The 21,821-nt window shown below is 72.3% G+C and carries 17 protein-coding genes; 11 read left to right on the top strand and 6 right to left on the bottom strand.

What is annotated here, in order from left to right:
• Window position 1 precedes the first annotated feature (1 nt).
• Entirely contained in the window at window positions 2-580 is a 579-nt protein-coding gene (locus AB0K21_RS18955; protein WP_364151449.1) for an isoprenylcysteine carboxylmethyltransferase family protein, read from the top strand.
• The gene (locus tag AB0K21_RS18950) at window positions 577-1,590 is read left to right on the top strand and encodes an NAD(P)/FAD-dependent oxidoreductase (RefSeq protein ID WP_364151446.1); all 1,014 of its coding nucleotides are present in this window, start codon (window positions 577-579) and stop codon (window positions 1,588-1,590) included. Before AB0K21_RS18955 ends, AB0K21_RS18950 begins: the two co-directional genes overlap by 4 nt.
• A gap of 95 nt (window positions 1,591-1,685) precedes the next feature.
• On the opposite strand, the gene AB0K21_RS18945 is transcribed toward AB0K21_RS18950, so the two are convergent.
• Complete coding sequence (locus AB0K21_RS18945) at window positions 1,686-2,522, bottom strand: hypothetical protein (RefSeq protein ID WP_364151443.1); 837 nt, start codon at window positions 2,520-2,522, stop codon at window positions 1,686-1,688.
• Window positions 2,523-2,642: 120 nt separating this feature from the next.
• A complete protein-coding gene (locus AB0K21_RS18940; RefSeq protein ID WP_343978267.1) occupies window positions 2,643-4,478 on the bottom strand; it encodes an AMP-dependent synthetase/ligase in 1,836 nt (611 codons plus the stop codon).
• A 180-nt stretch (window positions 4,479-4,658) separates the two neighbouring features.
• Between AB0K21_RS18940 and AB0K21_RS18935 the strand changes: the two genes are divergently transcribed.
• Both AB0K21_RS18935 and AB0K21_RS18930 read left to right on the top strand, forming a co-directional pair.
• Entirely contained in the window at window positions 4,659-6,158 is a 1,500-nt protein-coding gene (locus AB0K21_RS18935; RefSeq protein WP_343978270.1) for a peptide MFS transporter, read from the top strand.
• A 38-nt stretch (window positions 6,159-6,196) separates the two neighbouring features.
• On the top strand, window positions 6,197-6,808 hold the full coding sequence (locus AB0K21_RS18930; RefSeq protein WP_343978273.1) for a trimeric intracellular cation channel family protein: 612 nt from the start codon (window positions 6,197-6,199) through the stop codon (window positions 6,806-6,808).
• A gap of 17 nt (window positions 6,809-6,825) precedes the next feature.
• Here the strand turns inward: AB0K21_RS18930 and AB0K21_RS18925 are convergent, their stop codons facing one another.
• On the bottom strand, window positions 6,826-8,274 hold the full coding sequence (locus AB0K21_RS18925) for a PLP-dependent aminotransferase family protein (RefSeq protein WP_343978276.1): 1,449 nt from the start codon (window positions 8,272-8,274) through the stop codon (window positions 6,826-6,828).
• A gap of 63 nt (window positions 8,275-8,337) precedes the next feature.
• On the opposite strand from AB0K21_RS18925, the gene AB0K21_RS18920 reads away from it, so the two are divergent.
• The 6 genes from AB0K21_RS18920 (at window position 8,338) to AB0K21_RS18895 (ending at window position 16,008) form a co-directional block, all read left to right on the top strand.
• Window positions 8,338-8,982, top strand: a complete 645-nt coding sequence (locus AB0K21_RS18920) for a hypothetical protein (protein ID WP_343978279.1) — start codon at window positions 8,338-8,340, stop codon at window positions 8,980-8,982.
• A gap of 9 nt (window positions 8,983-8,991) precedes the next feature.
• On the top strand, window positions 8,992-10,752 hold the full coding sequence (locus AB0K21_RS18915) for a glycoside hydrolase family 15 protein (RefSeq protein ID WP_343978282.1): 1,761 nt from the start codon (window positions 8,992-8,994) through the stop codon (window positions 10,750-10,752).
• Between the two features lie 162 nt (window positions 10,753-10,914).
• Window positions 10,915-11,169 (top strand): hypothetical protein, encoded by a 255-nt coding sequence (locus AB0K21_RS18910; RefSeq protein ID WP_343978285.1) that lies wholly within the window; start codon window positions 10,915-10,917, stop codon window positions 11,167-11,169.
• 103 nt (window positions 11,170-11,272) lie between these two features.
• Window positions 11,273-12,118, top strand: a complete 846-nt coding sequence (gene grpE, locus AB0K21_RS18905; RefSeq protein ID WP_343978288.1) for a nucleotide exchange factor GrpE — start codon at window positions 11,273-11,275, stop codon at window positions 12,116-12,118.
• 70 nt (window positions 12,119-12,188) lie between these two features.
• A complete protein-coding gene (locus tag AB0K21_RS18900) occupies window positions 12,189-14,018 on the top strand; it encodes a dynamin family protein (protein WP_364151437.1) in 1,830 nt (609 codons plus the stop codon).
• 64 nt (window positions 14,019-14,082) lie between these two features.
• Complete coding sequence (locus AB0K21_RS18895; protein WP_364151434.1) at window positions 14,083-16,008, top strand: dynamin family protein; 1,926 nt, start codon at window positions 14,083-14,085, stop codon at window positions 16,006-16,008.
• 81 nt (window positions 16,009-16,089) lie between these two features.
• Here AB0K21_RS18895 and AB0K21_RS18890 read toward each other — a convergent pair whose 3' ends face one another.
• The 3 genes from AB0K21_RS18890 to AB0K21_RS18880 form a co-directional block, all read right to left on the bottom strand.
• Window positions 16,090-18,777: an Hsp70 family protein gene (locus AB0K21_RS18890; RefSeq protein WP_364151431.1), complete on the bottom strand. Its 2,688-nt coding sequence runs from the start codon at window positions 18,775-18,777 to the stop codon at window positions 16,090-16,092.
• A 204-nt stretch (window positions 18,778-18,981) separates the two neighbouring features.
• Window positions 18,982-19,926: a hypothetical protein gene (locus tag AB0K21_RS18885; protein WP_343972324.1), complete on the bottom strand. Its 945-nt coding sequence runs from the start codon at window positions 19,924-19,926 to the stop codon at window positions 18,982-18,984.
• A 39-nt stretch (window positions 19,927-19,965) separates the two neighbouring features.
• On the bottom strand, window positions 19,966-20,892 hold the full coding sequence (locus AB0K21_RS18880; RefSeq protein ID WP_343972322.1) for an LD-carboxypeptidase: 927 nt from the start codon (window positions 20,890-20,892) through the stop codon (window positions 19,966-19,968).
• A gap of 30 nt (window positions 20,893-20,922) precedes the next feature.
• On the opposite strand from AB0K21_RS18880, the gene AB0K21_RS18875 reads away from it, so the two are divergent.
• A complete protein-coding gene (locus AB0K21_RS18875; protein WP_343972320.1) occupies window positions 20,923-21,813 on the top strand; it encodes a sulfotransferase in 891 nt (296 codons plus the stop codon).
• Window positions 21,814-21,821: the final 8 nt, after the last annotated feature.

The following is a 21,821-nucleotide window of genomic DNA, read 5'->3' as shown; positions in this document are numbered from 1 at the left end:
GATGTCCTGGCATCTGTCGTCCTGGTACCTGCTGCTGGTGCTGCTCGTCGGCCTTGAGCGGGTCGCCGAACTGATCGTCGCCCGCCGTAACGCGCGCTGGAGCACGGCGCGCGGCGGGGTGACGTACGGGCGGGGCCACTACCCGTGGATGGTCGCCCTGCACACCGCTCTGCTGGCCGGGTGCCTGCTGGAGGCGGGTCTGGCCGGCCGGCCCTTCGTGCCCGCGCTCGGCTGGCCGATGCTCGCCCTGGTGGTCGCCGCGCAGGGTCTGCGCTGGTGGTGCGTGGTCTCGCTGGGCCCTCAGTGGAACACCCAGGTGATCGTGGTGCCGGGCCTGCCGCTGGTGGAGCGGGGGCCCTACCGGCTGCGGCCGCTCCGCCACCCCAACTACGTGGCGGTGGCCGTCGAGGGGGCGGCGTTGCCGCTGGTGTACGGCGGGTGGGTCGCCGCGCTGACGTTCACGGTGCTCAACGCCGCGCTGATGAGGGTGCGGATCCGCTGTGAGGAGGACGCTCTGGCCTCGCTCTCCGCGACGGCACCGGCCGGCGCGCCGCCCGCCACCGGGCGGGCGCCGACATGATCGACATCCTGATCGCGGGCGGGGGGCCCGCCGGGCTGGCCACCGCCATCCACGCCGCTCTGGCCGGGATGGAGGCCGTCGTCGTCGAGCCCAGGGCCGTACCGGTGGACAAGGCGTGCGGCGAGGGGCTGATGCCCACCGGGGTCGCGGCCCTGCGGTCGCTGGGGGTACGGGCCGAGGGCAGGCCGCTGCGCGGCATCCGCTACCTGGACGGCCGTCACGAGGCGGAGGCGGCGTTCCGCGACGGATCGGGCCTGGGCGTGCGGCGGACCGCGCTGCACACCGCGCTGTCCCTGCGGGCGCGGGAACTGGGCGTGCGGATCGTTCCCGGCAAGGTGGACGGCGTGCGGCAGGACTGCCGTCTCGTCGAGGCGGCGGGGTTGCGAGCCCGCTGGCTAGTGGCCGCGGACGGCCTGCACTCCCCGCTGCGCGCCCTGCTCGGACTGGAACTGCCCTGCCGCGGGCCGCGCAGGTACGGGCTTCGGCGGCACTACCCGGTCGCGCCGTGGACGGACTTCGTCGAGGTCCACTGGGCGGCGGACGGCGAGGCGTACGTGACGCCGGTGGGCGAGAACCTGGTGGGCGTCGCCGTGCTGAGCTCTCGGCGGCGCGGCTATCCGGAGCACCTGGCGGACTTCCCCTCGCTCCTGGAGCGGCTGGAGGGGCCCGCCGCGACCCCGGTGCGCGGGGCGGGGCCACTGCGCCAGCGGGTCCGCGCCCGGGTGGCGGGGCGGGTGCTGCTGGTCGGCGACGCGGCCGGCTACGTCGACGCGCTCACCGGGGAGGGGGTGTCGCTCGCGCTGACGTCCGCGCGGTTGCTGGTCGACTGCCTGAGGGCCGGCGTCCCCGGGGCGTACGAGGCCGCCTGGCTGCGGCTGTCGCGACGGCACCGGCTGCTCACCGGGGCGCTGGTGGGCAGCCGCCGTTACCGGGCGGCGGGGCGGTTGATCGTCCCGGCCGCCCGGCGGCTGCCCGCCCTGTTCGGCGCGGCGGTGCATGCCCTGGCCTGACCCGGCCGGCGGGCTCCACACCGCTCCGTTCCCGGACGGAGGGCATGGACGGACGCCGCGGACGCGCGGCCGTCGGGGCGGCAGGTGACCTCACATCAGCGTGGCGAGACCTTGTGAACGACCCCCAGCCTGGGGGCGTAGTGCGTGGTGCCCTCGAACCTGAGCCGCCACTCACCGCCGGTGCGCCCCTCCACCACCCTGGTGAAGCGTCCGTGGGAGTCGGTCGTGGCACCGGCCGCCTTCGTCCAGTCGGCGCCCTTACCGGCCCGGTGCATGATCGCGACGGGCTGGCCGGGGAAGGGGGCGTAGTCGAGGTGCCCCTGAGGGTCGACCCGGTTCAGCGCGCCCGTCACGCGCACCCCCGAGCCTCCCGGTGCCACCTGGACTCCGCCGAACCTGGTCAGCCGCTTCAGCAGGAAACCCGTATGTCCGGTGACCTCGGCGCCGTCGGCGCCCCTCGCGGTCACCGAGACGGTCCAGGGGCCGGCCGGATACCAGCGGCTCAGGCTCCTCTCCGGCGCGAACCGCCAGGTCTCCCACCCCTCCCCCGGACGGAACCAGGTCATCCCCGCCGTGTCCGGGGCGAGACGGGCGGACACGGTCGGGCCGGGGACGGGGCCGGGCGCGAGGGCGGGGCCCCTGCCGGGACCGCCGCCCGGGCGGGACGCGGTGACGGGGAAGGACGTTCCCTTCGAAGCGGGGATCGCCCCCGGCTCGACCTTGATCGTCACCCCCGCGGGGCCGGTGACGCCTCGGGCCACCACCTCTATCACCATGCGTACCGTGTCCGCGGGCCCGACCACGGGATTCGCGGGACGCAGGGTCACCGAGCGGATCGTCAGGTCCTCGGCGGCGGCCGCCGGAGCTCCTGCCGGTACCGGCAGGGCCACGGTCCCCGCCGCCAGGGATGCGAGAAGGACTCTCAACGTCATGACCAGGAGGCTAGGAGTCCACCGGTAACAGGCAGGTAGAGGACACACGCCCCGTTGGGCAAAGCGGCGCCCACCCGCCGGCGCCGGAGACCGAGGTCCGGATCCGGCGCCGGCGGGCGGTCAGTCCTCGTACATGCCGTCGATGATCTCGGCGTACTTGGCGTGGATGATGCGGCGCTTGAGCTTCAGGCTCGGGGTGAGCTCCGCGGTCTCGGCGGTCCACTCCACCGGCAGCAGACGCCAGCGCTTGACCTGCTGGACACGGGCCAGTTTCTCGTTGGCGGCGGCGATGGCGCCCTCGACGGCCTTGAGGACGTCGGGGTGCTCGGCGAGGTCGGCCAGGGTGGTGAACGTGATGCCGTTGGCCTGCGCCCAGCCGGGGGCCACCTCGCCGTCGAGGGTGAGGATCGCCACCGGGTAGGGCCTGCGGTCGCCGTAGGCGAGGGCCTGGCCGATGAGCGGGTGCTCCTTGAGGTAGTTCTCGATGTTGGCCGGGGAGATGTTCTCGCCTCCCGCGGTGATGATGAGCTCCTTCTTGCGGTCGAGGATGCTGACGAAGCCGTCGGCGTCGATGGAGCCCACGTCGCCGGTGTGCAGCCAGCCGTCGGCGTCGATCAGCTCGGCGGTGGCCTCCGGCCGCCCCAGGTAGCCGTGGGTGTTGGCCGGGCTGCGGGTGATGATCTCGCCGTCCTCGGCGATGCGGACCTCGACGCCGGGACCCGCCTGGCCGACGGTGCCGAGCTTGAAGCTGTCGGGGGCGTTGGCGGTGAAGGCGCCGGTCGTCTCGGTCATCCCGTACACGTCCAGGACCCGCAGGCCGAGACCGGCGAAGAAGCGCTGGACCTCCAGCGGCATGGGCGCGGCAGCGGTGGCGAGCCAGCCCGCGTTGTCGAAGCCGATCATCGACCGGATGATCGACAGCAGCGCCGCGTCGGCCTGCTCGTAGGCGGCCAGGACCTCGGGCGAGGGGGTACGCCCGTACTGGTTGGCCTCGATGTAGGCGAGCCCGGCGGCCATCGCGTTGCGCACGCCCTCCTGCTGCTCCTCGGGCTGGGTGGCCAGCAGCGCCTGCAGGCGGGCCATCATCTTCTCCCACACGCGCGGGACGCCGAAGAACAGCACCGGCTTGACCTGGCCGAGGGTCGCGCCGAGCTGGGCGAGGTCGGTGCAGAAGTGGGTGTGGGAGAGCTTGAAGAGCGGCAGGTAGAGGCTGAGCACCCGCTCGGCGATGTGCGCGTAGGTGAGGTAGGAGATCTGGGTGCCCTTGCTGGGCAGGTCGGCCATCCGGTTGGTGGCCACGACCTCGAAGAACACGTTGGAGTGGGTCAGCGGCACACCCTTGGGGTTGCCGGTGGTGCCCGAGGTGTACAAGACCGTGAGGACGTCGTCGGCGGTCACCGCCTGCCAGCGGGCGTCGACGGCGGCGGGGTCGGCCGCGAGCCGGTCGCGGCCGAGGGCCAGGAAGTCGTCCCAGGAGACGAACCGGTCACCGGCCGGGGCCCCCTCCAGCACGATCACCTTGCGCAACTCGGGAAGGTCGTCAAGGACCGGCTCCCACCTGGCCAGCTCCGCAGGTCCGCCGAGCACCGCGATCTTCGCCTTGACGTCGCCGGCGACGAAGGCCACCTGCTCGGGGGTGAAGGTCGAGTAGACCGAGCACGACACCGCGCCGGCGTGCACCGCGCCCAGGTCCGCCAGCACGTGCTCACTGCGGTTCACCATCATGAGCGCGACCGCCTCGCCGGGTTCCAGCCCGAAGGCGGCGAACCCGGCGGCGATCTCCAGAACTCGCTGCCGGGCCTCGGAGTAGGTCAGGGTGGACCAGCCCCCCTCGACCGGGTCGGAGTACGCCGGGGCGTCGGGGTCGCCCTCGGCCGCCTCCTTCAGCTGACCACAGACCGTACGGCCCGCGATCTCCCTCTCGATGGCCGCCCGCTCCTCAAGCACACCGGTCATACAGAGCCTCCTGAAAGTGCTTACTTGCACGAGTGGCATGCATCGCACCACACGCCGTTCCTCCCGGACAAGACCCTGAAAGGGAGAAGAAACATCACAATGCGCAGTTGCCTTCGGCATCCCCACGGAGAGCACACGTAGAGTTGTCACTTGATCACACTGTGACATTCTGGGGGGCGCATGCCATCGGGGAGACGTGCCCGCGAGAAGACCTTCTTCGGGCACCCGCGCGGCCTGGCGACACTGTTCGGCACCGAGATATGGGAGCGCTTCAGCTGGTACGGCCTGCGGGCCATCCTCGCCACCTTCATGGCCGCCTCCCCCGCCATCGGCGGCCTGGGCCTGAGCCAGCAGACCGCCCAGGCGGTCGTCGGCATCTACGGCGCGCTCATCTATCTCGTCGCCCTGCCCGGCGGCTGGATCGCCGACCGGGTGCTCGGCGCCCGCAGGGCGGTGTTGTGGGGCGCCTCCGTCATCATGTGCGGCCACATCAGCATGGCCGTCCCCGTCGAGACCGGCGCCTTCGTCGCGCTCGGACTGCTCCTCATCATCGCCGGGACCGGGCTGATGAAGCCGAACATCTCCACGATGGTCGGCAAGCTCTACCCGCAGGACGACGACGCGCGCAGGGACGCCGGGTTCTCGATCTTCTACATGAGCATCAACATAGGCGCCTTCATCGCCCCCCTCGTCGTCGGCTGGCTCGCCTCGGGCAACCGCTGGCACCTGGGCTTCGGCGCGGCGGCGGTCGGCATGGCCCTGGGCCTCGCCCAGTACGTGCTGGGCAGGCGGCACCTGAAGGGGGTGGGCGAGCGGCCGGGACACCGGCTGACCCCGCGCGAGCGCAGGCACTTCGGCCTCGCGGCGGCCGTCGCCGCCCTCGTGACCTGTGGCGGCCTGGCCGTCTGGACGGCGTCGGGCACCTTCGACCTCGACACCTTCGCACTCGTGATGACGCTGTTCATCGTGGCCGTGCCGGTGTTCTACTTCGGCTACATCCTGCTGGGCAGCCACAACCTGACCGATGACGAGCACTCCCGGATGAAGGCCTACATCTGGCTGTTCATCGCCGCCGCCATCTTCTGGATGATCTACGACCTGGCGCCGACCGTGCTGCTGTTCTTCGCCCAGAACAAGACGGATTTGTCACTGTTCGGCATCCGGATCACCCCGGCCACCACGCAGTCGTTCAACCCGCTGTTCATCATGATCTTCGTGCCGCTCTTCGCGGCGCTCTGGGTCAGGCTGGGCAACCGGGTGACCGCTCCGCACAAGTTCTCGGTGGGACTGTTCATCAACGGCCTGAGCTTCATGATCATGGCCCTGGCCGCCAAGCTGGCCGAGAGCGGGAGGATCACGGTCTGGTGGCTGGTGCTGGTCTACCTCGTCCAGGTCTTCGGCGAGCTGTCGCTGAGCCCGGTCGGCCTCTCGGTCACCACCAAGCTCGCCCCCGAGGCGTTCAAGAGCCAGATGCTGGGACTGTGGTTCATCTCCATCTCGGTGGGCGATGCCGTGGGCGGGCAGACGGGGCGGCTGAGGAACCACATGTCGGAGCCCGCGTACTTCCTGACCCTCGCGCTGATCGCCGTCGTGGCGTCGCTGGTGCTGCTCGCGTTCGCCGGCAGGCTCCATACGATGATGCGCGAGCACCGGCCGCCGAACACCGCCCCGCCCCCCTAACGGAAATCCTATATATCCGGTCATGGGATGATTTATCTGTGAATAATGTCCTCGATCTCATCGGGATCTTCGTCTTCGCTCTCTCCGGTGCCCTGGTGGGCGTGCGCAGGCGACTCGACGTGGTGGGCATGGCCGTGCTGGCCGAGATGACCGCGCTGGGCGGCGGAATCGCACGCGACCTGATCCTGAACGTGCGGCCCGCCGCCTTCTCCAGCATCGGCTACGTGGTCGTGCCGGTACTGGCCACGGTGATCGTGTTCTTCTGGCACCCGCAGGTGGAGCGGGTGATGCCCGCGGTGAACGTGCTGGACGCCGCGGGCCTCGGCCTGTTCTGCGCGGTCGGCACCGAGAAGGCGATGTACTTCGGCCTCACCCCCCTGCACGCGGCCCTGCTCGGGATCATCACCGCGGTCGGCGGCGGCATCCTGCGCGACGTCCTCGCCGGGCAGATCCCCACCCTGCTGTACGACCGCCAGCTGTACGCGGTGCCCGCCATGCTCGGCTCGGCGGTCATGGCGCTGCTCTACACCCTGAACCTGCACGGCTGGCCGGCCACGCTGGCCGCCGCCCTGCTGGCCTTCGGGCTGCGCATCGTGGCCATGCGGCTGAAACTGCGGGCCCCGCTGGCCAGGGGCGTCACCTCCGAGTAAGCCCTCCCGGAGCGGACTCAGAGGGCGGGGGTGAGAGGCTCGGCGGGCCGGGTGCCGTACACCCCCCTGAGCCTGGCCTCGGCGATGCGCCGCACCGCCTCGGCGAGGACCCGGGGCGGCTGGGTGAAGGGCAGGCGCAGCCGCCCCTCCAGCGTGCCGTCCACGCCGAACCACTGTCCGGGGGCCAGCCGGACCCCCTGGCAGGCCGCCGCGTCGGCCAGCGAGGTGGCCGAGGGGTCCGGCAGCCGCACCCAGAGCGAGCCGCCGCCCCTGGGCGGAACGAAGCTCCAGTCGGGCATCCGCGCCGCCAGCTCGGCCACCAGGGCGTCCCTGGAGGCGCCGAGGAGACGGGCGCGCTCGGCCCTGGCCCCCTCTATGTCCTCGAACAACCTGGCCACCACCAGCTGTTCGAAGAGCGGGCTGGCGATGTCGATGGAGGCGCGGAGCACGGCAAGGCGGCGGACCCTGGCGGCGGTGGTACGGATCCAGCCGATGCGCAGCCCGCCCCACCACAACTTGGACGCCGAGCCGATGGTGATCACCCTCCCGTCGATGTCGAAGGCCGCCAGCGGCGTGGCCCGGGCCTCCTCGTCGAGCGCCAGCTCACACCAGCTCTCGTCGACCACCAGAACCGTGCCGTGGCGCCGCGCCGCACCGGCCAGGGCCGCTCGCGCCGCGTCGTCCATCAGGTGCCCCGTCGGGTTCTGGAAGTCGGGGATCACGTACGCGAGGCGGGCGGCCGACTGGCGCATCGCAGAGGTCAGCAGGTCCAGGTGGCGCCAGCCCTCGTCGGGAATGCCGACTCCGACGATCCTGGCCCCGCGCATCCTGGCCAGGTCGATGGCGTGCGGGTAGGTGGGCGACTCCAGCAGCACCGGGTCCCCGCGCGAGAGCAGCATCGTGGTCACCAGGTGGATGGCCTGCTGGGCTCCGGTGGTCACCAGGATCTGCTCCGGCCGGGTGGCCACCCCCCGCGCGCTGTAGCGGGCGGCGATCGCCTGGCGCAGCGGGGCGATCCCGAGCGGGTCGTAGCCCGTCCCGAGCGTGTAGCGAGGGTACTGGCCGGTGACGGCGGTGATCGCCTCGGGCAGTGTCGAGATCGCGCTCGGGGCCGCGGTGTGCATCGGCAGCAGCCCGTCGTCCTCGGCGGCGATCCACGGGTTGTCCGCGCCCAGCGAGCCCGCGTCGGGCAGCGCCGTCCAGCTCCCCGCCCCCTGCCTGCTCTCCAGGTACCCCTGCTCGCGAAGGAGGTCGTAGGCCGCGGTCACGGTGGTGCGGCTGACGCCCAGCGCCTCGGCCAGGTGGCGCTCGGCGGGCATCCGTACCCGCACCGGCAGCCGCCCGTCGAGGACCAGCGACCGCACGCTCTGGGCCAGCACCCGGTAGTACGGCCTGGCGCCGGGGCCGATCGCCAGGAGACGGGCGAGCTGGGGGCCACTGAGATATCGATCCACCCCAACCACCATAAGGCCACTTTCCACGATTGGCCCTTTTGTCCGGAAGTGGTGGCCCCGACGATTGGGACCATCATGAGCGAACTCTCCCTGCCCACTCTCGGCTCCCTTCCCAACCGGCTCACCCGTCTGTACGCGGGCCTGGCTCTCTACGGCGTCGGCGTCGGCCTGCAGATCGAATCCCAGCTGGGCGGCAGCCCCTGGGACGTGTTCCACCAGGGACTCTCCCTCCACCTGGGCCTGTCGGTCGGCAGCTGGATCATCATCGTGGGCGCCCTGGTCATGCTGCTGTGGATTCCGCTGCGGCAGAAGCCGGGGCTGGGCACCCTCAGCAACGTCGTCCTGCTCGGGCTGTTCGCCGACGCGGCCATATGGCTGGCCCCGACCCCGGACGCGCTCACCGCGCGCTGGGCGTACCTGCTGCTCGGCGTCGTCGCCACCGCGGCGGCCACCGGCCTCTACATCGGCGCCGGTCTCGGCCCCGGACCGCGCGACGGCCTGATGACCGGCCTGAACCGGCTGGGCCTGTCCATCCGCTCGGCCCGCACCGTCATCGAGGTCACCGTGCTGGCCGCGGGCTGGCTGCTCGGCGGGACCGTGGGAGTGGGAACGCTGGTGTTCGCCCTCGCCATCGGTCCGCTGACCCAGTTCTTCATGCCGCGGACCCGTCCGGGAGCGCGGTTGCGCTCTCAGCCCCCGGAGAGCGCGCCGAAGCGTTAGCTTCAAGGCATGTGGATCGAGGACTACGCTCTCATCGGCGACATGCAGTCAGCGGCCCTGATCGGCAGGGACGGCTCCATCGACTGGCTCTGCCTGCCGCGCTTCGACTCGCCCTCGTGCTTCGCGGCACTGCTCGGCACTCCCGGGAACGGCCACTGGTGGATCGGCCCCGCGGACGCCGGGCGGCCCCACGCCACCCGGCGCCGCTACCGGGGCGAGACCCTCATCCTGGAGAGCGAGTGGGACACCCCCGGCGGCACGGTCCGGGTGACCGACTACATGCCCACCCGACACACCAACCCCGACCTGGTGAGGATCGTGGAGGGCGTGTCGGGGACGGTGGAGATGGCCACCGAGATCCGCATCCGCTTCGACTACGGCCGGATCGTGCCCTGGGTACGCCGCAGCGACGGCCTCCTGCAGGCGGTCGGCGGACCCGACTCCGTGTGGCTGCACTCCCCCGTCCCGCTCCAGGGCGGCGACTACGCCCACAAGGCGACGTTCGAGGTCTCCGCGGGAGACAGCATGGCGTTCATCTTCACCTGGCACCCCTCACACGAGCCCCGGCCCGAGGAGATCGACCCGTACGAGCAGCTGGCCGCGACCGAGGAGCTGTGGGCCGAGTGGGTCGAGCGGTGCGGCTACCAGGGACCGTGGCGCGAGGCCGTGGTCCGCTCGCTCATCACGCTCAAGGCGCTCACCTACGCCCCCACCGGCGGCATCGTCGCCGCCCCCACCACCTCACTGCCCGAGGACCTCGGTGGCGTGCGCAACTGGGACTACCGCTACTGCTGGCTGCGCGACGCCACCATGACCCTGGACGCCCTCATCGGCTCCGGCTACCTGGACGAGGCCCGCGCGTGGCGGTCCTGGCTGCTGCGGGCCATCGCGGGCCGCGGTCAGGACCTGCAGATCATGTACGGCGTCGCCGGGGAGCGCCGGCTCACCGAGCTCGAGCTCGACTGGCTGCCCGGCTACGAGGACTCCCGCCCGGTCAGGATCGGCAACGGCGCCGTCGACCAGCTCCAGCTGGACGTCTACGGCGAGGTCCTGAACTCCCTGTACCTGTCTCGCGTCTCGGGCCTGGAGTCCGACCATCGGGCCTGGACCATCCAGTTCGAGCTGATCTCCTACGTCGAGGAGCACTGGGACGAGCCGGACGAGGGACTGTGGGAGGTCCGTGGCCCACGCCGGCACTTCGTGCACTCCAAGGTCATGTGCTGGGTCGCCCTCGACCGGGCCATCAAGCACATGGAGACCTTCGGCAAGCCCGGCCCGCTGGCACGCTGGAGGGAACTGCGCGACCGCGTCCACGCCGAGGTCTGCGACAAGGGCTTCGACCCGGTGCGCGGCACCTTCACCCAGTCCTACGGCTCGCCCGAACTGGACGCGGCCCTGCTGCTGATCCCGATCGTCGGCTTCCTGCCGCCGGAGGACCCGCGCGTGATCGGGACGGTGGAGGCGATCCAGCGCGAACTGATGGCCGACGGCTTCGTGCTGCGCTATCCGGTCTCGGCCGACAACGAGGTGGACGGCCTGCCCGGCGGCGAAGGGGCGTTCCTGGCGTGCAGCTTCTGGCTGGCCGAGGTCCTGGCGATGATCGGCCGCAAGGACGAGGCGGTCGAGCTGTTCGAGCACCTGCTGTCGCTCCGCAACGACGTCGGCCTGCTCGCCGAGGAGTACGACCCCCGCTACGGCCGGATGGTCGGCAACTTCCCACAGGCCTTCAGTCACGTGCCGCTGATCCACACCGCCCGCGCGCTCAGCTGAGACGACGGCACCCAACCGTCCGTTTTGTGCCCTTTAGTCCCTATAGGGCGGCCAAGCCGACAAATTTCTTAAAAAACATCAAGAAATCTGGGATTCGGCTGCAACAATCCGGTGCGAGCGTGACTCTCATCCGCTGTAACACCACCGGAAAGGAACGAACCAATGAGCGATTTCGACGTGACCACCACGGACCTGGTCGACTACGACGGCGACGGAGGGACCGACGCCCAGCTGATCGACACCGACGGTGACGGCCTCGCCGACGAGGAGCGCTACGACACCGACGGCGACGGCGTCACCGACGTCGTCTACCTCGACCACGACGGTGACGGCTACATCGACGAGACCCGGGTCGACCTGAACGGCGACGGGGTCGCCGACTACACCGAGTACTCGGGTCCCTTCCCGACCGTCTGACGGAAAGAGCCGGCGTGAGCCCGCGTGACCTCACCGGGAGGGGGACCCGGATCCAGGTCACAAGGGCCGCCGACGAGAAAGGCGATCGATGAGGGACCGACGCGTGTTCCTTCACCTGCTGTTGCTGGCCTGGCCGGCACTGACCGGCTGCGGCGCGGTGGCGGGACTCCGAGGGGAGACCGTCGGCACGCCCTCGGCATCCCTGCGAGGCGACCGTGTCGGCTCCCTGCGCCCTGAGGAGACGGGATCCATCACGGTGGGAACACCGATCGGGTTCCTCCCGCTGCCCCTGGTGCTCGCGGCGGCGGCGGTCACCCTGGCCGCGGCGGCCACGGGCCTTTACCTGTGGCACCGCAACCGCCGCCCCGCCCGGGCGCCCGTGCCGGGCACCTGGCAGACGGCCTCGTACGGGACACCGTGGCAGGGAACGCGGCCACCGGTGACACAGCCTCCGTTCCCCGCGGGCCAGGAGGGCCCGGTGCCGGAGCGACCCGCCGCCGACCATGCCGTCCCACCGGCGGATCCACCCGCCGGCCCCTCGGACGACCCGCTGTCCGAGGCACTGGCCCAGGTCTCCGGGAGCGGGATCAGCCCGGCGCTCACCCAGCAGGTGGAAAGGCTCTTCGCCGAGGGCCATCCCGGGCGTGAGGCCCTGGTCGGGGCCTGCGTGGGCTACCGGGACCAGCTCGCGGAACGCCACCCCCGGCTGGCCGGGACACTGCTGGAGGCGCTGAACCGGGCCGGCGTCCAGGAGATCGTCGCGGACGGGCAGCGCTTCGACCCGCGCCTGCACGAGGCGTTCGGCACCGCGCCGGCCGACAACCCCGAACTGCACGACGTCGTCGCCGAGACCGTCAGGCGAGGGTACGCCGACGGCGGACAGGTGATCCGCGTACCGCAGGTCGTCGTCTACCGCCACGCCTCACCGGACTCCGGGGCGGAGCGGTGAGCGGCTCGGCACCCGGCGGAAGCAGCGCGGCGGGTCGCGAGAACGTACCGGACGTCCAGGGCGGTGACGCGTGAGCACCGGACCCGCGGACCTGCTGCGCCACCTGTGCGACACCACCTCGGCCAGGCTTTCCGGCGCGGAGCTGCGCGAACGGGTGGCGCAGGTGCGCGCCGGCCTCGACGCACCACTGCGGGTCGCCGTGGCGGGCGCGGTCAGCAGCGGCAAGTCGACGCTGGTGAACGCGCTGCTCGGCCTGCCCGTCGCCCCGGTGGACGCCGGTGAGTGCACCTTCGTCGTCACCCAGTACGAGTACGGCGAGGACGACGGCCGCATCACGATCGAGCTCCTTGACGGCGGCGTGGCCCACTCCCGGCTGTTGCCCGGCCACCGGCTCCCCTCGGAGCTCGGCGTCGACGTGGCCCGGATCCGGCGCCTGCGGGTCTCTCTGGACCTGCCGTCGCTGCGCACCATCACCATCATCGACACCCCCGGCATGAACACGGTGACGGCCGCCAACGAGCGGGCGGCCAGGAGCATGCTGTTCGGTTCCGGCGACGAGGACGACCGCGCGCAAGCGATGATCTACGTGCTGCGCTACGTCCAGAAATTCGACGACACCACCCTCGCGGAGTTTCGCGGGCTGACCGATGCCTGCGGCATGAGCTGCGTCAACACCCTCGCCGTGCTCGGCCAGGTCGACCGGCGCGGCGACGAGGGCGACCCGTGGCCGACCGCCAGGCGGCTGGCCGCCAAGGGGTACGAGGACCTGCGCACCTCCGTCTTCGACGTGGTCCCGGTGATCGGCCTGCTGGCCGAGACCGCGCGTGCCCTCCCGCTGGGCGGCGAGGAGGTGGCGGCCCTGGAGACGCTGGCCGGACTCGACGAGGACGACCTGGAGGACTACCTCCTGGACCTGGACGACTTCCGCTCCGCGCCCGAGATACCCGTGCCGGCCGAGGTGCGCCACCGGCTGGTGGAGCGGCTGCACCGCTACGGCATCACCAGCGCGGTCGAGGCGGTGCGCGCGGCCGGCCCCCTCTCCCCCGAGGCGCTCACCTCCCACCTGCTGGAACGCTCCGGCTACTCCTCGGCGGGGCGGGCCGCCACCGGCTCCGTGGCCGCGGGCATCGCCCACTTCGCCCGCCGCGCCGACCAGCTGAAGGCACTCGACGCGCTGACCCGGCTCCGCGCGCTCGCCAGGACGCCGACGATGGGGGCCGACCGCGCCACCCTGGACGCGCTGGCGGCCCAGCTCGACGAGAACCGGCCGATCGCGACCTCCCTGGGCGGCCTGCGGATCTTCACCGCCGCCGAGGCGCTCGGCCGCGGAACACTGGTCCTGAACGAGGAGATGACCGCCGAGCTGCTGCGCCTGGCCCGCCACGACGGGCCCGCCGAGCAGCTCGGCCTGCCCGCGACGGCCTCCCCGGAGCAGATCGCCGCCGCCGCCACCGCGGCGTCGATGCGCTGGCGCACGCTCGCCATGATGAGCGAGGGACGCGCCGGCGGGCACCGGGCCAGGGACGTGCTGACCGTCCTGGAGGACCTCGTCTCGGCGGCGCTGGAGGAACAGGCGCCCCCCGGCGGCGACGGGGGCGGCGAGAAGCTCCCGCCGGTCCGCGTGGACCCCGCCGCGATCGAGACGCTGCGGGCCTCCCCCATGGTCCCGGCCGACGACCGGCGGGCGCTGGAGCTGCTGCTCTCCGGAGCCGAGCTGGCCACCCAGCTCGGGGCGCCCCCCGGGACCCCGCGCGCCGAGATCGCCGGCTACGCCGCCGCCCTGAGCGCCCGGTTCCGCACCCTCACCCACCGGCCGCTCCCCCTGCGGCAGCGACGGGCGGCCGAGACCCTCTGCGAGGCCTACGAGACCATCTGGTCGCACCACGCGGACGGTTCCTGAGGCGGGATACCGCCGGCAGAGCGGCACCGGCCCATCCATCCATCCCCGACAGGAGAAAAGGAACATGACGACCCCCGACCCGACCGGCCCCGTGGCCAGGCTGCTGCGCTACGCCAACGAGGTCCACGCGCTGGCCGGGCAGTGCGGCAGGCAGGACCTCGCGGAGGTGCTGGCCGCGTGCGCGGGCCGCTGGAAGGACGAGTGCACCGACATCGTCGTCGCCGGGGCGCAGAAACGCGGCAAAAGCCGTCTGCTCAACACACTGGTGGGCCACCCCGACCTGCTCCCGGTCGACGCCGACGTCGCCACCAACTGCTTTCTGTCGCTGCGGCGCGGCCCCCGGCTGGCCGCCGTCGTCCACCGCAGCACCGACTCGGGGCCGCTGCAGACACCGATCACCATCGAGTCGATCCCCGACTACGCCTCGATGCGCGGTGACGCGGGCAAGCGCCGCGACGTGGTGAGTGTGGACATCACCCTCGACAATCCCCTGCTCGACGGGTTGCGGCTGCTCGACACCCCCGGCGTGGACAGCCTGACGGTGGGGCACCGGCAGGTGACCGTGGCCATGCTCCAGCGGGCCGACGCGCTGCTGTTCGCGCTCAGCGCGCAGGACCAGCCGGTGCTCAGGCACGAGCTGGAGTTCCTCGCGGAGGCCGCCGAGCGGGTCCAGGCGATCGTGTTCGTGCTGACCAAGGTGGAGGATTCGACCAACTGGCGAAACCTCCAGGAGGAGAACAAGAGCCGCCTGAGGACGTTCGTCACCGAGGCGATCGCCGCCGACCCCGCCAGGGCCGCGACACTGGCCCCGCTCCTGGAGGCACCGTGGATCCCGGTGAGCGCCAAGCTCGCCGAGGCCGCCGAGGCCAAAAGGCGCGAGGGACGCGAGGAGCGGGCGAACACGCTGCGGGCGCGCAGCGGCATGGACGCGCTGGAGCGGCACCTGCGCGCCTTCGCCGAGGGCAGGGAGTCGGCGCGGGGCGCCACGGTGGTCGCCGCCGCCCTGTCGGTGCTGGGCTCGCTGACGACCAGCGCCAAGGACGACGTCGCCGCGGGCTCCGACGACGACGGCGACGTCGCCGCCCGGCTCGCCGAGGTGGACGCCGACCTGGCGGCCCTGGCCGAACTGTCCGCGCGGCGCAGGGCGGGCATGGTGGCCAACACCTTCATCGGACGCGAGGTGGGGGGCATCGTGGGCGCGCGGGTGGCCGAGATCCGCCAGCCGTACGAGAACACGATCGCCACGCTGAAGAAGCAGGCCCAGATCGACCAGTACATGGCGGAGCTGCCGGTGAGCGTCCAGCGTTCCCTGGAGGCCGCCTGGTCGCAGATCGTCTACGACGTGGAGAGGCTGGCCAGGACCACGCTGGACGCCTTCGCCCGCGATCTCGGCCTCGACCCGGTCGAGCTGACCGCCGACAGGCAGGCCATGCCCAACCTGTCGCAGGTCCAGGTCAAAGGCGACATGGCCGCCGAGGCCCCGGAAAGCGTGGACATCATCCGGGACGTGCTGCCCTCGGCCTCGATCGGGCTGTCCCTGGGCGGCTTCGCCACGGCCCTGCTCGGCCCGGTGGGCTTCATCCTGGTCGCCCCGGCCATCGGCGCGGCCATCTTCATGGGGCGGCGCTCGATGGAGAAGGTGCAGCGCAGCCAGGCGGCGATCAGAGGGGCGCTGCGCGACCAGTTCGCCGTGGTCACCAGGGAGATGACACTCGACCTGGAGCGGATGGTGGCCACCTGGCGGGTGAGCGTCGAGCAGGCCGCCGACGACACCCTGGCCCGGCGGCGCAGGGAGCTGGAGACCAGGCGCGCCGAGCTGAAGTCCGCCTCCGCCCGCTCGGCCGCCGACCGCCTCAAGGCCCGCAAGTCGGGCCAGGAGCGGATCGCCGCGATCGGCACCCTCACCACGCGCGGCCACGAACTCCGCAAGGAACTGGCCGGTGCGGTGGCCGCCCTGGGCACCGAGCAGCCGGTCCCGGCGGGAACCTGACCGGACGGCGGCGCCGGTCACTCCGAGCCGGCACTCTCATGTCCGTTCTCGCCCCTGGCCGAGGCCAGGGGCGAGAACGGGTCAGAGCGGCAGGTGCACCAGGGTCGCGGGCCGGTCGCGGGCGGCGCCGGTGGCGTCGTCGGGGCGGTGCAGGCAGAGCAGGCCCGTGGCGACCCGGGCGACCGGTTCGAACATCCCCGGCGTGCGATGCACCTCCCGCGCTCCGCCCGGGGTGATGTGCAGCAGCCTGCTGCGGCCCGCGTCCTGCATGGTCATCCACATCGAGTCGCCGTCGGCGACCAGCCTCGGCCGCTCCCAGCGGTGGCGGGAGGTGAGGTGGCCCGCCAGGGTCGCCGACTGCTTGCCCATCAGGAACTCCAGCGTCTGGGAACGCTGGTCGAAGATCCCGACCGACCAGCCCCTGGCGGGACTCACCTGGTCGGTGCCGACCGCGTAGATCTCGTTGCCCGCGGAGAACCAGCGCAGCGCGCCGCCCCGGGGACGCGGCATGACCAGCCTGGTCCTGCCGTCCGCCGTGTCGGCCTCCAGCCCCGCCGAGCCGGAGGTGAACCACCTGCCCCGGTGCAGGACCACCTGGTGCAGCCAGCCGCGCCCCGGCTCGCGCACCGTCGGGCGCACCACGCCGCCGGGGTCGACCAGGCACAGCACCTGCCACGGCCGAAAGTCCTGGTGCCGATTCTGGAACATCGGCTTGTTGCTGCTGAACTGCCCGAGCACCACGGTGCAGCCCGGCGCGCCCACCGAGGAGGACGGCTCGGTGCCGCTGGGCGCCTCCTGATCGAGCAGCCGGCGCAGCCTGTTGTCCTCGTTCAGGAACCACTGGGCGTAGGGGCCCAGCTCGCGCGGCTGGGGGGCCTGGAAGGCGAAACCGCCGCCCAGGTCGAGCTCGATCATGGCCAGCTGGCCGGTCTCCCCCCAGGGCAGGCCCATCGAGGCGTCGACACCGACGACCTGGCGGGAGTGGAAGAAGACCCACGCCGTACGGCCGTGGGCGATCACCGTGGGGTTTCCCCACATCTGCAGCGGGTGGGTGGCGCGGATGGCGAGGTCGCGGGTGAGCGCGCGGACCAGCACCTGCGCGGGCCCGACCTGCTCCACCGCCACGACCCCCTCACTGGAGGCGGCCCACTCCACAAGCCTGCCGAAGCCGAGCTCCCGGTCGTAGCGGCCCTCGATCCCGTCCAGCCTGCGCAGCAGGTGGCCCTGCTCGAAGGCCTGGTGGACGAAGACCTGACCCGTCTCGACGCGCGCCTCCAGCACGCCGTCCATCACCTTCTCGATCCCCTGGACGCTGGGCCCGTCGCCGCCCGCCGCGCCCCCGCGGCCCGCGGACCGGCCGCCGGGCCCCCGGTGCCCTCCGGTGGCACCGCCCTCGGGACCGGTGAGCACCCGGTGGCCTCCGGTGGCACCGCCCTCGGGACCGGTGAAGGCCCGGTGTCCACCGGTCGGAACGACCGCCGGCGCACCGGGCGTGTGGTGGCCCACGGCCGCTGCGGCCGCCACCGGGCCCGCAGGACTCGCCACCGGGCCGGTGAAGGCCCGCTGCCCCGTGCCGGCGACGCCGGGAGCACCGGGAGCACTGGACGCCTGTCCCGGGCCGGAAAGGCCCGCCGCGCCGGGCTCGTGGTGCTCGACCTTGAGCTTCCAGGCCAACTGCGCGGCGCCGTAGGCGACCACGATCTTCGGGTCGTCGTAGGTCCGCACCCGGTCGCCGAAGCGCTCGCGTACCGCCTTCTGCACCAGCGGCATCCGGCTGGGGCCGCCGGTCATGAACACCGCGGCCAGTTCGCCGGCCTCGACCCCCGCGCCGCGGATCGTCTCGTCCAGGATGTCGACCGTCCTGACGATCTCCTCACCGATGAGGTCCTCCAGGTCGGCCCTGGTGATGTGCACGTCCTCGTTGATGCCGACCACGTAGTGCGAGGAGGTGTCGAACTTCGACAGCGTCTCCTTGGCCTCCCTGGCCATCTTGAGCAGGTCCGCGGCGTAGCTGACGTAGCGGCGCTCGGGGTTGGTGGTCACCTGCTGCCACCAGTCGGCGTCGAGCCGCTCGATCTGGGCTCCGAGGAACGCGAAGACCTGTTCGTCGAACCCCTCGCCGCCGATCTCGTCGCTGCCGCCCGGCTCGCCGACGACCGCGAAGTCACCGCCGTCCACGGTGAGCACCGCGGCGTCGAACGTGCCGCCGCCGAGGTCGTAGACGGCCAGCCGCGATCCGCCGTCCGCCCGCCCGGCGGAGGCGAAGTAGCGGGCCGAGGCGACGGGCTCGTCGATGAGCACGATCCGCACGCCGCTGACGACCTTCCTGGCCGCCGCCAGCAGCACCGCCTTACGGTCGGCGTCCCAGGCCACCGGATGGGTCAGCGCGATGCAGTCGGGATCGGCGCCGTCGAAGCGCCGCCGTCCCTCGCTGACGAACAGCTCCAGCAGCGCCGCCATGGTGTCGGCGACGTCCACCGGGACACCGCCGAGCAGCATCCGGCCCCGGCCGACGTAGCGCTTGGGGTTACGCTCGACCCGCTCGGGGCTGATCGCGATGCCCCGCTGGGCGATCCTGCCCGCCACGAGCGTCCCCCGCTCGTCCAGCATGACGGCGGAGGGGATACGCCGCTCTCCCTCGACCTCCAGGACGTCGAAGCGCCCTTCGGCCGCTATCACCCCGGCGGAGAAACTCGTCCCCAGATCGACACCGAGGCACCACTGCGCCATGTCCCACTCCTCGTAGATCCAGACCTCATCATGCCCCATCTCGCGACCACGGTCAGGGCGCGGGCGGGGGCACGGGCCGATCCGGGAAGGGAGCGGCGGCCACCGAGGTGGGCGTGGAGGGGCGGGACACATCCTCTCGCGTTCGCGGTCGCCCTGGCGAACGGCCGGCGGCCGACATCGTCCCCGCACCGCAAACGGTGCCGAGGCGCGCTCACGCCGCCTCGGCCTCGGGTGGGCGGCGTATCAGCCGTCGCCGGACTCACCGTCGGGACGGCTCTCCGGACGGGCCGCCATGGCCGCCAGGACGCGCGCGAAGTCCGGCGGGGGCGCGACCACCAGCCGGGTCTGTCCGTCCTGGCTGACCAGGTCGGCCCTGATCAGGGAGAGGCGGCCGCCGTGCCACCAGTAGACCTGCGGGCTGAGCGCCTCGGCACGCAGATCGAACTCCCGCTGGGCGAACAGCCGGAGCCGCTCGATCGCGCGGACCACGCCGATGCCCTCGACCGGATGGACGATCAGCGTCGCCGGGTCGGGCAGCGCGACGAGGACCCCGTCGGAGGGGACGGGCAGGTAGTCACCCAGCCTGCGCAGGTGGGCGGCCGCGCCGGCGGTGGGTCCGGTCAGCCTGCGCACCGCCACGCCGCCGAGGTCGCCCTCCGTCACCGAGAGCCGCTCGTCCTGGCGGGCGTTCTCCAGGGCCACATCGAGCGCCTGGGCCGCGGTGATCGGCCAGCAGCCGACCTCCTCGGGGCGGACCGGGCGACCGGCGGGGCCGTAGCCGATGGTGAGCACCTCGACCAGGTCGGCGGTGAGGTGGCGGCCGACCACGCGGGCCGGGTCGAGGTCGTCGTCGAGCTGGATGCGGGTCCGCAGCATCGGGCGCACCTGGTCCAGGTCGCAGGCGTCGAGCGGTTCGTCGGCGGTGGCCAGGACGTGGGCCAGGTGCTCGGAGACGAGCACCGGCCAGTCCTCGCGGGAGCGCCTCAGCGCCTCGGCGCGCAGCCCCGCCAGTCGCACCACGACCCGGCGCGGGCCGGTGAGCGTCAGCGCGCCGCCACCGGGGTCGAAGGCGCAGGCGTAGCCGAGACTGTCCGCGACCAGGGCGAGCAAGGAGTCGAGATCGACCTCTTCGATCGGGCGCGGCAGCGCCTCGGTTCGCCGGTCACGGTGCCGCCGGAACAGTCTCACGCGTGCGCCCCCTCTGCCGGTTTCCTCCTAGGTTCGCACCTAGAGTGCCTTGTCGACGCCCCCTGTTGAGTAGGTCAGAGAGCACGATTTTGCATCAATAGCACCAAGTGCCCCAAGCAATACCGAAAATTGTGGCGCTCCATGCCCTATCGGCAGCCCCGCGATGACGGGTACCCCGAACGGCGCGAGCAGCTCCTCCAGCACCGGGTAGGGGGCGCCGCAGTCGACCCAGGAGCCCAGGACGAACCCGGCCGCTCCGTCGAGCGCCCCCGCCTGCAGCAGCTGGGTGAGCATCCTGTCGATCCGGTACGGCGCCTCGTCGACGTCCTCCAGCAGGACGATCCGCCCCCGGGCCGACAGCGCGTACGGCGTGCCGCAGAGCGCGGCCAGCAGACTGAGGTTACCGCCGGTGACCGGCGCCGTGACCTCGCCGGGAACGATCACCCGGTCACCGGTGACCGGCGGCGGCGTCCCGGCGAGGGCGGCCGTGAAGTTCTCGAAGGTGCGCGGCTCGGGCCCTTCCGGGTCGCTGATCGTGGAACAGGCCGGCATCGGCCCGAACCAGGAGGCGACGCCCAGCTCCACGGCGAACGCGCGGTGCAGCGCGGTGACGTCGCTGGAGCCGACGAGCGCCTTGGGGTCGGCGGCCCGCATCGCGTCCCAGTCCAGCAGGCCGAGGGTCCGGGTGGCACCGTAGCCGCCGCGGGCGCAGAACACCGCGCTCACCGCGGGGTCGCACCAGGCGTCCTGCAGGTCACGGGCGCGATCGGCGTCGGAGCCCGCCAGGTAACGGTCCCGGTCGAGGACATGGGCCCCGATGACGACCTTCAGGCCGAGCCCCTCCAGGACGCGGACGCCGCGCGCCAGCCTTCCGAGATCGGGAGGCCCTGACGGGGCGACCACCGCCACGGTGTCACCCGGGCGCGGCGAGGGCGGAACCGGGATGGCGGCAGCAGGTTCGTTCACTCCCCAAACGGTGCCACACTGGGCTTTCATATGCGACCTCCACCTCACATCCTGGTGGTCAACGGCATCAAGGTCCGCCACCCGGTGTTCGTGCTCGCCGCCCCGCACTCTGGCGCGGACCTGCTGGCCCGTGCCCTGAAACGCTCCCCCGGGTTCCACGTCACCATGGGACGGGCGGCGGTGGCGCACGTGGTCTACGCCTTCGCCCGGCGCCCCTCGATCGCGGGGCGGGGCATGGGCGCGACCCGCGTGCTTCGCGACGCCCTGGCCGAGTCCTGGCAGATCGTCCCCGGCGCCTGCGAGGAGTGCCCGGCCCCGTGCCGGGAAGCGGGCGGCGTGACCGGAGCGGGCCCCTGCGCGACCCCGGGTTCGGTGGCCCGCTTCGGCGATGCCAGCCCCGACCTGCTCTACAGCGCCTCGGTGCTGTTGCAGGCCTTTCCGGACGCCCGCTTCGTCCAGTTGATCAGGGACGGCCGGGATGTGGCCGCCGACATGCTGGCCGACCCCGCCTCCCTGACCTGGTTCAAACCGGCCATGCTGAGCGACGAGACGGAGTTTCCCAACCCCTTCCTCGGCGTCAGCTCCGGCGAGCACCGCGAACGCTGGAAGGCGATGCCCACCGCGGGAAAGTGCGCGTTGCGCTGGCGCAGCGCGGTCCGGCTCGCCGCCTCGCTCCGCCAGGAGCTGCCCCGCGAGCAGTTGCTGACCCTGCGCTACGAGGACCTGGTCTCCTCCCCGGCCGAGGCCACCGGCGAGCTCTCCCGCTTCCTGGAGACGCGGGTCCCCAGGATCGCCCTGCTGGGCCGGAACATGCCGAAGGTCGGCGTCTGGCGTACCCGCCTGCGCGGCCAGGACGCCGAACTGGTGGCCAAGGTGGCCCGCGAGGAGCTCACCCGCCTGGGCTACCTCCCCTCGTCCTGACGCCGGCC

It is taken from the genome of Streptosporangium sp. NPDC049248, assembly GCF_040678965.1.
GTDB classification, from domain to species: domain Bacteria; phylum Actinomycetota; class Actinomycetes; order Streptosporangiales; family Streptosporangiaceae; genus Streptosporangium; species Streptosporangium fukuiense.
Note: the sequence above shows the minus strand (reverse complement) of the source record. Positions and strands in the feature narration are given on the sequence as shown.

Coding starts and splice junctions, on each gene's coding strand:
- AB0K21_RS18955 (WP_364151449.1), top strand. CDS start 2: ATGTCCTGGCATCTGTCGTCCTGGTACCTGCTGCTGGTGCTGCTCGTC.
- AB0K21_RS18950 (WP_364151446.1), top strand. CDS start 577: ATGATCGACATCCTGATCGCGGGCGGGGGGCCCGCCGGGCTGGCCACC.
- AB0K21_RS18945 (WP_364151443.1), bottom strand. CDS start 2,522: ATGACGTTGAGAGTCCTTCTCGCATCCCTGGCGGCGGGGACCGTGGCC.
- AB0K21_RS18940 (WP_343978267.1), bottom strand. CDS start 4,478: ATGACCGGTGTGCTTGAGGAGCGGGCGGCCATCGAGAGGGAGATCGCG.
- AB0K21_RS18935 (WP_343978270.1), top strand. CDS start 4,659: ATGCCATCGGGGAGACGTGCCCGCGAGAAGACCTTCTTCGGGCACCCG.
- AB0K21_RS18925 (WP_343978276.1), bottom strand. CDS start 8,274: ATGGTGGTTGGGGTGGATCGATATCTCAGTGGCCCCCAGCTCGCCCGT.
- AB0K21_RS18920 (WP_343978279.1), top strand. CDS start 8,338: ATGAGCGAACTCTCCCTGCCCACTCTCGGCTCCCTTCCCAACCGGCTC.
- AB0K21_RS18915 (WP_343978282.1), top strand. CDS start 8,992: ATGTGGATCGAGGACTACGCTCTCATCGGCGACATGCAGTCAGCGGCC.
- AB0K21_RS18910 (WP_343978285.1), top strand. CDS start 10,915: ATGAGCGATTTCGACGTGACCACCACGGACCTGGTCGACTACGACGGC.
- AB0K21_RS18895 (WP_364151434.1), top strand. CDS start 14,083: ATGACGACCCCCGACCCGACCGGCCCCGTGGCCAGGCTGCTGCGCTAC.
- AB0K21_RS18890 (WP_364151431.1), bottom strand. CDS start 18,777: ATGGGGCATGATGAGGTCTGGATCTACGAGGAGTGGGACATGGCGCAG.
- AB0K21_RS18875 (WP_343972320.1), top strand. CDS start 20,923: ATGCGACCTCCACCTCACATCCTGGTGGTCAACGGCATCAAGGTCCGC.